This window comes from Stenotrophomonas sp. C-A (assembly GCF_054030835.1).
Map to the genome: position 1 here is coordinate 110,022 of NZ_CM132916.1, position 13,071 is coordinate 123,092.

A 13,071-nucleotide genomic window follows, 5' to 3' on the forward strand; every position below is an offset into this window, starting at 1 on the left:
ACCATCGCCGGTGTACGCTCGGGGCACGTACCCGGAAGCGAGGCTGGCATGAAGACGATCCTGGTGGCCGGTTCCAAGGGCGGGGTGGGCAAGACCACCGTCGCCACCCACCTGGCCGCGTACGCGGCATTGCAGGGCAAGGCCACGGTGATTGCCGATGCCGACCCGCAGGGCTCCAGCACCCGCTGGGCACAACGCCGTGCCGGGCTGGAAAGCGCGGTGCTGCCGATCGATGTGTATCGGAAGAAGCAGTGGGCGCAGAAGCTGCCCGATGGCACCGACACCGTCATCATCGACGCGCCGGCCGGTGCCCTGGCTGACGATATTCCCCATTTCCTCGACGCTGCCGACGCGGTGGTGGTACCGGTGCTGCCCTCGGCGCTGGACATCGAAGCGATCGTCGGCTTCCTCAACAGCCTGGCCCAGAACCCGCGCGTGCACAGCCGCAAGCTGCCGGTGGGGCTGGTGCTCAACCGTACCAAGCCATGGACCCAGACCTCGCAGCAGGCGCTGCAGATGCTGGGCGAATGGCCGTACCCGGTGGTCGCGCAGCTGCGCGACAGCCAGAGCTACGTGGTCATGACCGGCCTTGGCCGCAGCCTGTTCGACTACCGCTCGGCCCAGGTGCGCGAGCACCAGGCCGACTGGGAGCCGCTGCTGTCCTGGCTCAAGCTTTGATGCCTGCGTCACTCTTTCTGCTGCATCCTCTTCTTCATGGAAACCCGCGATGCGTGAATTGATCCTGCTGCGCCATGCCCATGCCGAACCGGCGACCCCCGGCCAGGCCGACCTCGACCGGCCGTTGTCGCCGGTGGGGCTCGCCGAAGCCGAAGCCGCCGGCAAGTGGCTGAAGGAGAACAACCTGCTGCCGGACTGCGTGCTGTGCTCGCCGTCGCGACGTACCCGCGAGACCCTGGAAGCGGTGATGACGGCCATCGGCTATGTCGAAAAGCGCCTGGAAGACCGGATCTACGAAGCCACCCCGGGCACCCTGGCGGCGCTGGTGGACGAGCGTCGTGACCTGGACCGGGTGTTGATCGTCGGCCACAACCCGGGCCTGGAGCAGCTGGTGGCGCTGATGACCGACGGCACCAGCAGCGACTACCGCGGCATGCCGCCGGCTGGCATTGCCGTGCTCGGGTTCCCGCGCGAGGCCTCGATCGAGCCGGGCGTGGCCAGCCTGAACGCGTTCTGGTGGCCGTGATCCAATGAGCCTGGCGCGGCGCAGCCGCTTTCTGCTGCCCGTGCTGCTGGTTTCCGGCGCGGCCTGGGCTGCCGCGCCACCGCCAACGCCCCTGCCGCCGGTGGTCGCCGAGGCGCACCGGGTCCTGCGCCTGGATACCCAACGCTCGCAGATCGGTTTCGAGGTGCGCACCCGCTTCGGGCAGCGCATCGAAGGCCTGTTCCCGCACTTCGAAGGTCGCATCGAGGTCCTCTCCGATGGCCGCCACCAGGTGCACCTGAAGATGTTCACGCGCTCGGTCGAGATCCCCGGCAAGGCGCGCTACACCGGCTGGATGCGCGGCGAGGAGTTCTTCGACGCGGGCCGCCACCCGGTGGTCGAGTTCGACTCGCTGCCGTACTGGCCGGAGACCGTGGAAGACGGGGGCGACATCAACGGGCGGCTGACCCTGCGCGGGATCAGCCATCCCGAGACACTGAAGGTCGAGAAGGCGGAGTGCGCCCGACCCGGCTATGATTGCGACGTCGTCAGCCGCGGTACCGTGCAGCGAGGCCGGTATGGAATGGACAGCTGGCAGCTTGCCTTGAGTGACCGAGTGACCTTCGTATTGCGAGCGCGCCTGAGCGAGGCGCCGAAACCGTGAACCTCCTGCTGCGTGTACTGGCGCTGGCAAGCGTGTTGCTGGGCAGCGGTTGTGCATCGCTGTCCACTGCCGAGCGCGACCGCGCCGAAGCGATCGCCGTGCAGGCGCGCTCGACCCAGGTCGATTGCCAGCGCGCCGACCGTTGCGCGCAGGACTCGCCGCTGCGGGCGCTGGCCGGCCGGGCGTTCACCGAATCCACCCCGGAGCAGCCGCGCCACTACGCCACCCTGCTGGACGAGGGGGAGGGCGCCCTGGTGGCACGCCTGAACCTGCTGCGCAGTGCCACCCGCAGCATCGACCTGCAGACCTACATCTTCGACAAGGACGACAGCGCGCGGTTGGTCATCGACGAACTGCTGGCCGCGTCGCGGCGCGGGGTGAAGGTGCGGGTGCTGATCGACCAGCTCTCGGCGATTTCCGACCTGCAGATCCTCGGCGCGTTGTCCGGTGCCCACCAGAACTTCCAGCTGCGGGTCTACAACCCGACCTTCGGCAAGGCCCGGCTGAACTACTTCGACTACGCCGGCAGCGTGCTGTGCTGCTTCCGTCGCTTCAACCAGCGCATGCACAACAAGCTGCTGGTGATCGACGATGCGATCGGCGTGGTCGGCGGCCGCAACTACCAGGACGACTATTACGACTGGGACCGCGAGTACAACTTCCGCGACCGCGACGTCATGATCGCCGGTCCGGAAGCGCGCGCGATGGCGGCCAACTTCGATGCCTTCTGGCGCGCCCACCGCAGCGTGCCGGCCGAGCGCCTGAATGACGTGGGCCGCACCCTGCTGCGCGAGGGCGTGCCGGTGCTGCCACCGGCCACCTTCCGCCGCCCCGAGCGGGTGCAGCGGGTCAGCGCCGAAGCCAATGACATGGACTTCGTCACCCGTTCCTTCGTGGATACCGCGCTGCCGGTGGCCTCGGTGCGCTACGTCGCCGACCTGCCGCGCAAGCACCGCCGCGAGAAAGCCGATGCCCCGCTGGCCGGCCAGCATGTGACCGAGCCACAGCTGGATGCACTCATTGCCGGTGCGCAGAAGGAAGTGATCCTGCAGACGCCGTACCTGGTGCTGTCCAAGCCGGCGCAGAAGCTGTTCCGCGAGCTGCGCAAGCGCCCGCAGCCGCCGCGCGTGGTGGTGTCCAGCAACAGCCTGGCGGCCACCGACAACCCGATCGTGTATGCGCTGTCGTACAAGTACAAGCGACGCAACATGCGCGAACTGGGCTTCAACATCTTCGAATACAAGCCGTTCCCGCTGGATGCACCGGTCGACTACCGCAACCTGCTGCCTGATCCGATCGCCGCGCCCGCAGGCGACGACGACGGCGGACGTAATCCGCTGATCGGCGGCAGCGCCGCTGGCAGCAATGCCGGCGGTGGCAGCGATGGGGATCTGGCCGCGACCCGCAGGCAGGTGCCGGTGAACCATCCGCGTACCGGCAGCGCCTACCAGAACGCGCGCGAACGTCGCCGTGCCGCCGGCAGCGAAGTGGAAACGCGCCTGCTGCGTACCGAGACGCGGCCGTCGTTCCTGGGCAGCAAGGCGGTCAACAAGCCGCTGCCGGTCACCCGCAAGGGTGCGCGCATGGGCCTGCACGCCAAGTCGCTGGTGGTCGACCGCCGCATCGGCGTGGTCGGCACCCACAACTTCGATCCGCGCAGCGAGAACTACAACACCGAAGGCGCGGTGATCATCGACGATCCGGTCTTCGCCGAGCAGCTGGCCGAGAGCATCCTGCGCGATACCCATCCGCAGAACTCGTGGACGGTGGCGCCGCGGGCCAAGCCGCCGGTGCTGTCGGGCCTGAACTACAGCGTCGGCAAGGCCTCCGAAGCGCTGCCGATTCTCGACTTCTGGCCGTGGCGTTACGCCACCGACTACGAGTTCAAGCCCGGCCCGGACTGCCCGCAGCCGCTGCCACGGCAGGACCCGGATTTCCATCGCTGCTACGTGGCCGTCGGCGACTTCCCCGAAGTCAACGTCGGCCCGAAGTGGCTGCTGGTGCGCATGCTGACCGCATTCGGTGCCGGCCTCGTTCCCATTCTCTGAAGGTGCCCGCATGACCCAGGTGTTCCGCGAAGCTGTTTCCATCGAGCAGCTCAATGCGCTCAGCCGCAACACGGCGATCGAGTCGCTGGGCATCGTCTTCAGCGCCGCGGGCGAAGACTGGCTGCAGGCCACCATGCCGGTGGACGAGCGCACCCGGCAGCCCTACGGCATCCTGCACGGCGGTGCCTCGGTGGTGCTGGCCGAGACCCTCGGCAGCAGCGCCGGCAACCTGTGCGTGGATACCGCAAAGCAGATCTGCGTGGGCCTGGAAATCAACGCCAACCATGTGCGTGCGGTGCGCTCGGGGACTGTCACCGGCACCGCGCGCGCGCTGCACGTGGGCCGCAGTACCCAGTTGTGGGAAATCCGCATCGAAGACGAGCAGGGCCGGCTGGTGTGCATCTCGCGGCTGACCCTGGCGGTGGTGGCCGCCGGCCACGGTTGAGCCCCCGTCGGGCGTGTTGACGGCGGCAGAACCCAGCGTTCCCCGCCGATTGCCCCGGTCAATGGCGGTTATGGCCTAAATCGGCTGGCAGCTGCCGCGGCGCTCCGGTATCGTGCGCGGATGACTTCCCCCACTCCGGCCCCCCGTGGCGGCGTGGCGCGTGTGTGCCGTTACCTGTACCGCGTACCGCTGCTGTTGGTCCACATCACCGTGTTCCTGCCGCTGATCCTGATCGGCATGCTTCCGCCGTGGGGCGAGCTGCGCGTGGGCGAGGATACCTTCGGCGCGAAGGTGGTGAACTGGTGGCAGGGCGGGCTGATGTGGATCTTCGGCTTCCGCCTGTCACGGGTGGGCCAGCCCTTGCCCGGTGCCGTTCTGTTCGTCGCCAACCACGTCAGCTGGGTCGACATCTCCATCCTGCACAGCCAGCGCATGATGGGCTTCGTTGCCAAGCGCGAGATCGCCAGCTGGCCGCTGGTCGGGTGGCTGGCCGCGCGTGGCCAGACCATTTTCCATCAGCGTGGCAACACCGAATCGCTCGGTGGGGTGATGCAGGTGATGGCTGATCGCCTGCGTGCCGGCAAGGCGGTCGGCGTGTTCCCGGAAGGGCGCACCCGCGGTGGCCACGAAGTGGGGCCGTTCCATGCCCGCATCTTCCAGGCCGCGGTTGAAACCGGCGTGCCGGTGCAGCCGGTGGCGCTGGTGTACGGGATGAAGGGCGACGCACAGACCATCGTCGCGTTCGGCCCGGGCGAGAGTTTCGCCGCCAATTTCCTGCGCCTGCTGGGTGAGCCGGCGCGGCATACCGAAGTGCATTTCCTGGAGCCGATCGGTACCCAGGACCTGGAAGGCCGTCGACGCATCGCGGAAACCTCGCGCGCGCGCATCGTGGCGGCCATGAGCACGCAGTGAGGGTGCGGTGGCCCTGATACCGCCACCTGTCCTGGACGCCGGTACGCCGACGCTGCATGCGGCTGACTATCAGCCGCCGCGTTGGCTGCGCAATCCGCACCTGCAGTCGATGCTCAGTTCCAGCCGCATGCGCCTGCAGCGCGGCCTGCTGCTGCTGGCGGCCACCGGTGCAGTCAGCGAAGAGCTGATCCTCGATGGCGGTGATGGCGTGCGCCTGCAGGGCTGGCACAGTCATGTCGAAGGCCGCGAGCCGAAGGGTGTCGCGCTGCTGCTGCATGGCTGGGAAGGCAGTGCCGAATCCAGTTACATGCGCATGGCCGCCGCGCGCATGATCGAGCAGGGTTTCGACGTGGTGCGGCTGAACTTCCGCGACCACGGCAACACCCATCATCTCAATCCCGGCATCTTCCACTCCAATCTCATCGATGAAGTGGTGCACGCCGCAGGCGACATCGCCCAGCGCTGGCCGCAGCTGCCGCTGGTGGCCGCCGGCTATTCGCTGGGTGGCAACTTCGTGCTGCGCCTGGCCCTGCGTGCACCGGCCGCCGGCGTGCCGCTGCTGCGCGTGGCCTCGGTGTGCCCGGTGCTGGATCCGGCGCTGACCATGGAGAACATCGAGAACGGCCCGGCGATGTACGACTGGTACTTCCGCCGCAAGTGGGCCGGTTCGCTGCGCCGCAAGCGCGATCTGTTCCCGGAGTTGAGCGACTGCGACGACCGCGTGCTGAAGCTGGACATCCGTGCACTGACCGCCTGGCTGGTCGAACGGCACACCACCTTCGGCTCGCTGCAGGCCTACTTCGATGGCTATTCGATTGCCGGTGACCGCCTGTCCACCCTGCAGGTGCCGGCCGACATCCTGATGGCGCAGGACGACCCGGTGATCCCGTACGCGACCTTCAGTGATTGGCAGCTGCCGCGCCAGGCGCGCCTGGAAACCGCCTGCTGGGGAGGCCACTGCGGCTTCCTGGAAAACTGGCGGGGTGACGGCTTCTCCGAGCGCTGGGTGGCGCAGCGCCTGCAGCGGGTGCTGGCGGGCTGAACCGGCACCGGTGCGTGGACCGCTACAATGCGGGTTTGCACTTGAACCGGACCGCCATGCAAGACCAGATCATCCAAGCGTTGCGCCAGAACCAGGCTGACCAGGCCGTGCAGCTGGCCCAGGCATGGACCCGTGATGAACCCGGCCAGGCCGGCGCCCACCGCTGGCTGGCGCTTGCGCTGCAGCAGCAGGGCAAGGCCGAAGATGCCATGGAAGCCCTGCAGCAGGCGTTGCAGCTGGCACCGGACGACGCCCAGCTGCACCTGCAGCATGCTGGCCTGCTGCTGGCCCTGCGCCAGTACGAAGGCGCCGACGAAGCGCTGGCGCGCACCACCGGGCTCGACCCGAACTCCTTCTCCGCCTACCTGATGCAGGCGCACCTGGCGATCGGCCGCAACGACTTCGATGAAGCCCAGCGCCTGTCCACGCTGGCCTCGCGCGTTGAGCCGGATCACCCGGAACTGCTGACCATCGACGGCATGATCGCGCTGCGCCGTGACGATCCGGATCGTGCGCTGACGCTGCTGTCGGCGGCCAACCAGGCGCAGCCCAACGACACCCGCGTGCTGTACGCACTGGGCTTCGCCTATCTGGGCAAGGACATGCTGGCCTTCGCCGAGCAGGCGTTCCGCCGCGTGCTGGAACTGAACCCGGCCATCAGCTCGCTGCATGGCCTGGTGGTGCAGCTGGCGCTGCGCCAGGGCAACCTGGAGGCGGCTGCCGAAGCGATGCAGATCGCCCTGCAGCAGGAAGGCATGGATACGCCGTCGATGCGCCGCCTGGCCGGTGAACTGTCGCTGCGTGGTGGCCAGCCGCTGCAGGCGCTGGACCACCTGCTGCCGTTGCTGGAATCGATCCCCGACGACCGCCAGGTGCTGCAGCTGCTGCTGATGTCCTGGCAGCGCCTGGGCCGCGAAGACGAGGCGCGCGCGCGCCTGGACGCCGCCCTGGAGCAGCACCCGCAGCTGCACGACCTGTGGCTGGCGCGCCTGGCCGTGGAAGAAGTGGGCAGCCCGACCGCCGCCGCGACCGTGGAACGCTGGATGGATGCGATGCCAGGTCATCTGCCGGCCCTGGAAGCGCGCCTGCGCCTGCATGACATGGTGGGCGAACACGAACAGGCTGAAGCCATCGCCGAGCGTATCGTCAGCCTCGAACCGGGCCGCGTCAGCGGCGAAACCCGCCTGGTCGAAGGCCTGTTGCAGCGTGATCCGGTCGCCGCGATCGCCCGCGTGCAGGCGCTGATCGACAGGGCGCCGGACGGCCATCGCGCCGACCTGCGTACCTGGCTGGGTGAAATCCAGGATCGCGCTGGCCAGCCGGAACAGGCGCTGCAGACGTGGATGGCGCTGCAGGCCGACCAGGCGCCGCAGCGCCTGCCGCTGCCGCCGCAGGCCAAGGCACCGCCGAGCTGGCCGGACAAGGGCGAGATCGACGCTGACGCCAACTCCGCGCCGATCTTCCTGTGGGGCGCGCCGGGTTCGGGCGTGGAGCGGGTTGCGACCGGCCTGGCCGCCGCCAGCCCGGTGCTGCGCAGCGACCGCTACACCAGCAATCCGCCGGATGATGCCTTCCAGAACTACCACACGCTGCAGGACCTCGCCTCCGGCGTGTTGACCCCGGAGCGTCTGGTGCAGCGCTGGCGCGAGCAGCTGCCCGCGCGCGGCGTGCAGGGCGATGCCGTCATCGACTGGCTGCTGTGGTGGGACAACGCACTGCTGTGGGCGCTGCGCCCGCAGCTGCCGCAGGGGCGCTTGGTGCTGGTGCTGCGTGATCCGCGCGACATGCTGCTGGACTGGGTGGCCTACGGCGCCGCCGCACCGCTGGCGATGACCTCGCTGGCTGAAGCCAGCGAATGGCTGGCGCGCGCGCTGGCGCAGGTTGCCACCCTGCACGAGGAAGATCTGTACCCGCACGTGCTGCTGCGCATCGACCAGATCGGCAACGATCCGCATGCGATGGCCGAGCTGCTGGGACGCCTGTTCGAGCGGCAGATGCCGCCGGCCGCACAGCTGGGCGCACCGCGCTTCCCGCCGGGCCACTGGCGCAACTATCGCGACGTGATGAGCGCCGCCTTTGCCAAGCTCACCCCGATTGCGGTGCGCCTGGGTTACCCGGAAGAGTAAGGAGAAGCCGATGCAACTGAGCAGCCACAGCCTGACCAACGGCGCGCCGATCGACCGTGAGTTCGCCGCCGGCGATGCCGCCGGCTTCGCCCCCGACCGCAACCCGCACCTGGCCTGGAGTGGTGTGCCCGAGGGCACGCGTTCATTCCTGCTGGTGTGCGTGGACCCGGACGTACCGACGGTGCCGGAGACGGTCGGCCGCGATGACATGAGCGTGCCGCGCGATCAGCCGCGCGGCGATTTCGTGCACTGGGTGATGGCTGACATCCCGGCCTCGGTGCAGGAGATCGCCGCGGGCAGCTGCAGCGATGGCTTCGTGGTGAAGGGCAAGACCGCGCCGGCAGGCCCGGCCGGCAGCCGCCAGGGCCTGAACGATTTCACCGGCTGGTTCGCCGGCAATCCGGACATGGCCGGTGACTACCTCGGCTACGACGGCCCGTACCCACCGTTCAACGACGAGCGCGTGCATCGCTACTTCTTCCGCGTGTTCGCGCTGGACGTGGCCGCGCTGCCGCTGCCCGAGCGCTTCACCGCCGCCGATGCGTACCGTGCCATGCACGGCCACGTACTGGCCGAAGCGGCGTTGCACGGCACCTACACGTTGAATCCTGCGCTGGGTTGAGCGCGTCTGCAGGGCCGGGCCAAACCCGACTTTGCTTTCTGTAGCCATGCTCGCCTGCTTTTCGCCCAGTCGAGCATGGCTGGCCTCTACAAAGCCCCGATCGAGCCGGCTCGACCTTGCCGGCTGCACTTCTCATCTGTTTTTCAGTGGCCCCGGCGCGAACACCAGCGTGTCGCCACGTGCGGTATGCAGGGTCAACGGCCCCGCGCGACCCATGATCAGTGTGGAGGTCCCCAGAATCCTGCGCTTGGCTTCGGTTTCCTGTTCGCCTTTGGCACCGAAGCATCCCTTCAGGTTCTGTTCCATGCTGCCCAACGTGAGCTGGCTGTCTTTCAACGTGTATGGGCCGCCCATGCCGTTGCACAGGTTCAGCATGTTGGCACTGGTGCCGCGGAACAACAGACCGACGGGCGGATCACTGGCGATGAACAGTGCATCCAGGCGCTTGCCGTTGCCGTCGACTGCGTGGGTGAGATGCCACTCGTATGCCTGTAGGCGTTGCAGATCGCTGGCATCACTGGCTGCCGCGAGGCCGGCAGGCGTTGTGGCCAGCAGGAGCGCGAAAATGCGGGAAAGAATCATGCCTGTCTCCTTGGCGGTTGGGCATGTAGAGTCGAGCCATGCTGGACTGCCTTCTGCCCAGCCGAGCATGGCTCGACTTCAAGGTGTCCCATGGAAGAAGGGCGACCTCGCGGCCGCCCTTCTGTTTTCCTACTTCTTCTCGATGGCCGACTCGACCACCATGTCCAGCACGTACGCCTGCGACGGCGCATCGGCCGGCGGGTTCTTCACTTCGTAGCGCTTCACACGCACCACGTTGCGCACGCCATCTTCGTGGGTGTAACCCTCGATGTTGCCGTAGAAGTTCTCGAACTTGCCTGGCTCGCCCTGCTTCAGGCCCTTGTCGTCGAACTTCACTTCGCGCACCTGCAGGCACTGGTAGTCCGGGATCATCGGGTGCGAGCACTTCTGGGTCTTCGCAGCCACCTCCAGGAACACGGTTTCGCCGGCGCCGCCGTAGCGGGTTTCAGCGGTCGGTTCCGGGTTGAACACCAGCACGTCGCCCTTGGCGGTGGTCAGGGTCAGCACGCCGTTGGCGTCCTGTTCGGCCTTCAGTTCGCCCTGCAGACGGCTGGAGACGGCTTCGTCCAGCGCCATCAGCGCCTTGTCGGTGCAGGCCATCATGGTCGAGGCCATCGCGCTGACGCTCAGCTTGCCGTCGGCCAGGGTGTAGCCGCCGCCCATGCGGTTGCAGGTGTTGCTGACCGACAGGCGGCCATCAGCGAAGTCCAGGGTGACCGGCTTGTCTTCGCGGGCGAACAGCGCATCGATGCGCTTGCCGTCGGCCGCGGTAGCCTGCTGCAGCAGCCAGTGCTGGCTCTGCAGGCGCTGCGCATCCAGGTGTGCCAGCGCCTTCTGGTCGCCGGCCTTGGCTGCCGCCGGGGCCAGGTCGTCACCACCGGTACCGGCCGGGGCGGGGGTCTGGCTGCAGGCGGCCAGCAGGGCCAGCGGGAGGAGCAGGGTGAGCTTGCGGTTCATGGTGATTCTCCTTGGGGAACCGAGGGGGAAACGGATCGGGGCCGGCATCGGGGTTACCGTGCCCTGGCGCTGTTCAGCTGCCGGACGGCAACCACAGCAGCAACGCAGCGCCCAGGGCGATGCGGTAAATCGCGAAGGCCGTGAAACGGTGCGACTTGATGTAGCCCATCAGCCACTTCACTACGACGAAGCCAGTGACGGCCGCGGCAAGGAATGCCACGCCCACGTCGGCCCAGTCTTCGCTGCCCAGCTGCCCGGCCTTGGCCATCTCCAGGAAGGTGTAGGCGCTGGCGGCGAACATGGTCGGGATGCCGACCAGGAACACGAACTCAGCGGCGGCGGCGCGGCGGCTCAGGCCCAGCAGCATGGCCAGGAAGATCGCCGAGGCCGAGCGCGAGGTGCCGGGGAACACGCCGGCCACCACCTGCGCCAGGCCCACACCGATCGCCACTGTCCAGGTCACCTGGTCGCGGTCGGGCAGGCGCGCGGTATAGGCCTCCACCAGCAGCATCCAGACGCCACCGATGATCAGTGCCCAGGCCACCGGGCTGACCGTCTCCGGCAGCGACCAGCCGGCCTTGCGCACCACCAGGCCGACCACGGCGGTGACCAGGAAGGCCGCGCCCAGCTTGAACACGTACTCGCGGTTCTCGCGCTGGTTCAAGCCGGTGGCCAGCTGCAGCAGGCGCTGGCGGAACACCAGCACCACGGCCACGATCGCGCCGGCCTGGATGACGATGTTGAAGAAGTCCGAGCGGGCACCCAGCCAGTGCTGGGCGATGAGCAGGTGGCCGGTGCTGGAGATCGGCAGGAATTCGGTCAAGCCTTCGAGGATGCCCAGCAGCAGGGCGGAGAGCAGGTCGGACATGGACGGTGCGGGCACGCGCGGCAGGAAGGAAGAAGGTCGAGAGGATAGACGATCCCCGCTGCACCAAACGGGTGCGTCTGGTGCCGGGTGCACCCAATTGGTGCGCACCGATTTGCACCGATCCAGGGCACCCTTTTTGAAATCAATGACTTGCAGGCTGCGAAAAGTTGGCACGGTCGTTGCTCTACCTCAGCAGGCATTCATCCCCATCCGAGGTCGTACCGATGTCCGTGGAAAACGTTGAGAAGCTGATCAAGGACAACCAGATCGAGTTCGTCGACCTGCGCTTTGTCGACATGCGTGGTGTCGAGCAGCACGTGACCTTCCCGGTCAGCATCGTCGAGCCGTCGCTGTTTGAAGAAGGCAAGATGTTCGATGGCAGCTCGATCGCCGGCTGGAAGGGCATCAACGAGTCGGACATGGTGCTGCTGCCGGATACCGCCAGCGCCTACGTCGACCCGTTCTACGCCGATCCGACCATCGTGATCAGCTGCGACATCCTCGACCCGGCCACCATGCAGCCGTATGGCCGTTGCCCGCGCGGCATCGCCAAGCGCGCCGAGGCCTACCTGAAGTCCTCCGGCATCGCCGAAACCGCGTTCTTCGGCCCGGAGCCGGAATTCTTCATCTTCGATTCGGTCCGTTTCGCCAATGAAATGGGCAACACCTTCTTCAAGGTCGATTCCGAAGAAGCCGCCTGGAACAGCGGCGCCAAGTACGACGGTGCCAACAGCGGCTACCGTCCGGGCGTGAAGGGCGGTTACTTCCCCGTGCCGCCGACCGACACCCTGCACGACCTGCGCGCCGAGATGTGCAAGACCCTGGAACAGGTCGGCATCGAAGTGGAAGTGCAGCACCACGAAGTGGCCACCGCCGGCCAGTGCGAGATCGGCACCAAGTTCAGCACCCTGGTGCAGAAGGCCGACGAACTGCTGCGCATGAAGTACGTGATCAAGAACGTCGCGCACCGCAATGGCAAGACCGTCACCTTCATGCCCAAGCCGATCGTCGGCGACAACGGCAGCGGCATGCACGTGCACCAGTCGCTGTCCAAGGGCGGCACCAACCTGTTCTCCGGTGACGGCTACGGCGGCCTGAGCCAGCTGGCGCTGTGGTACATCGGCGGCATCTTCAAGCACGCCAAGGCCATCAATGCCTTCGCCAACTCGGGCACCAACAGCTACAAGCGCCTGGTGCCGGGCTTCGAAGCGCCGGTGATGCTGGCCTACTCGGCCCGCAACCGTTCGGCCTCGTGCCGCATTCCGTGGGTCTCCAACCCGAAGGCACGCCGCATCGAAATGCGCTTCCCGGACCCGATCCAGTCCGGCTACCTCACCTTCACCGCGCTGATGATGGCCGGCCTGGACGGCATCAAGAACCAGATCGACCCGGGCGCACCGAGCGACAAGGACCTGTACGACCTGCCGCCGGAAGAAGAGAAGCTGATCCCGCAGGTCTGCTCCTCGCTGGACCAGGCCCTGGAAGCGCTGGACAAGGACCGCGAGTTCCTGAAGGCCGGTGGCGTGATGAGCGATGACTTCATCGACGGCTACATCGCGCTGAAGATGCAGGAAGTGACCAAGTTCCGCGCGGCCACCCACCCGCTGGAATACCAGCTGTACTACGCCAGCTGACCGGATGCG

At 67.4% G+C, this 13,071-nt stretch carries 13 protein-coding genes; 10 read left to right on the forward strand and 3 right to left on the reverse strand.

From position 1 onward, the window contains the following. Positions 1 to 48 precede the first annotated feature (48 nt). The 9 genes from ACW5IY_RS00460 to ACW5IY_RS00500 all read left to right on the forward strand — a co-directional run bounded on the left by ACW5IY_RS00460 (position 49) and on the right by ACW5IY_RS00500 (position 9,021). Positions 49 to 678 (forward strand): ParA family protein, encoded by a 630-nt coding sequence (locus ACW5IY_RS00460; protein ID WP_010487235.1) that lies wholly within the window; start codon positions 49 to 51, stop codon positions 676 to 678. Positions 679 to 727: 49 nt separating this feature from the next. Continuing rightward, positions 728 to 1,204: a SixA phosphatase family protein gene (locus ACW5IY_RS00465; RefSeq protein WP_049435386.1), complete on the forward strand. Its 477-nt coding sequence runs from the start codon at positions 728 to 730 to the stop codon at positions 1,202 to 1,204. A 4-nt stretch (positions 1,205 to 1,208) separates the two neighbouring features. Continuing rightward, complete coding sequence (locus ACW5IY_RS00470; protein ID WP_043400783.1) at positions 1,209 to 1,826, forward strand: YceI family protein; 618 nt, start codon at positions 1,209 to 1,211, stop codon at positions 1,824 to 1,826. Further along, positions 1,823 to 3,874, forward strand: a complete 2,052-nt coding sequence (locus ACW5IY_RS00475) for a phospholipase D family protein (RefSeq protein WP_049435389.1) — start codon at positions 1,823 to 1,825, stop codon at positions 3,872 to 3,874. The genes ACW5IY_RS00470 and ACW5IY_RS00475 overlap by 4 nt, the downstream gene beginning before the upstream one ends. A gap of 10 nt (positions 3,875 to 3,884) precedes the next feature. Beyond that, positions 3,885 to 4,319, forward strand: a complete 435-nt coding sequence (locus tag ACW5IY_RS00480) for a hotdog fold thioesterase (protein ID WP_010487227.1) — start codon at positions 3,885 to 3,887, stop codon at positions 4,317 to 4,319. A 120-nt stretch (positions 4,320 to 4,439) separates the two neighbouring features. Next, the gene (locus ACW5IY_RS00485) at positions 4,440 to 5,231 is read left to right on the forward strand and encodes a lysophospholipid acyltransferase family protein (protein ID WP_019337597.1); all 792 of its coding nucleotides are present in this window, start codon (positions 4,440 to 4,442) and stop codon (positions 5,229 to 5,231) included. Between the two features lie 52 nt (positions 5,232 to 5,283). Beyond that, on the forward strand, positions 5,284 to 6,273 hold the full coding sequence (locus ACW5IY_RS00490; protein ID WP_049435539.1) for a YheT family hydrolase: 990 nt from the start codon (positions 5,284 to 5,286) through the stop codon (positions 6,271 to 6,273). 56 nt (positions 6,274 to 6,329) lie between these two features. Continuing rightward, complete coding sequence (locus tag ACW5IY_RS00495; RefSeq protein ID WP_049435391.1) at positions 6,330 to 8,399, forward strand: tetratricopeptide repeat protein; 2,070 nt, start codon at positions 6,330 to 6,332, stop codon at positions 8,397 to 8,399. A 10-nt stretch (positions 8,400 to 8,409) separates the two neighbouring features. After that, positions 8,410 to 9,021 (forward strand): YbhB/YbcL family Raf kinase inhibitor-like protein, encoded by a 612-nt coding sequence (locus ACW5IY_RS00500; protein WP_049435393.1) that lies wholly within the window; start codon positions 8,410 to 8,412, stop codon positions 9,019 to 9,021. Positions 9,022 to 9,153: 132 nt separating this feature from the next. On the opposite strand, the gene ACW5IY_RS00505 is transcribed toward ACW5IY_RS00500, so the two are convergent. From ACW5IY_RS00505 to ACW5IY_RS00515, 3 genes are all read right to left on the reverse strand, one after another. Continuing rightward, positions 9,154 to 9,672: an META domain-containing protein gene (locus ACW5IY_RS00505; RefSeq protein ID WP_100049976.1), complete on the reverse strand. Its 519-nt coding sequence runs from the start codon at positions 9,670 to 9,672 to the stop codon at positions 9,154 to 9,156. A 60-nt stretch (positions 9,673 to 9,732) separates the two neighbouring features. Next, on the reverse strand, positions 9,733 to 10,560 hold the full coding sequence (locus tag ACW5IY_RS00510; protein WP_049435395.1) for an META and DUF4377 domain-containing protein: 828 nt from the start codon (positions 10,558 to 10,560) through the stop codon (positions 9,733 to 9,735). Positions 10,561 to 10,633: 73 nt separating this feature from the next. Beyond that, positions 10,634 to 11,428, reverse strand: a complete 795-nt coding sequence (locus ACW5IY_RS00515; RefSeq protein ID WP_049435397.1) for an undecaprenyl-diphosphate phosphatase — start codon at positions 11,426 to 11,428, stop codon at positions 10,634 to 10,636. A 224-nt stretch (positions 11,429 to 11,652) separates the two neighbouring features. Here ACW5IY_RS00515 and glnA point away from each other — a divergent pair, with 224 nt between their 5' ends. Further along, complete coding sequence (gene glnA / locus ACW5IY_RS00520; RefSeq protein WP_005407550.1) at positions 11,653 to 13,062, forward strand: type I glutamate--ammonia ligase; 1,410 nt, start codon at positions 11,653 to 11,655, stop codon at positions 13,060 to 13,062. Positions 13,063 to 13,071: the final 9 nt, after the last annotated feature.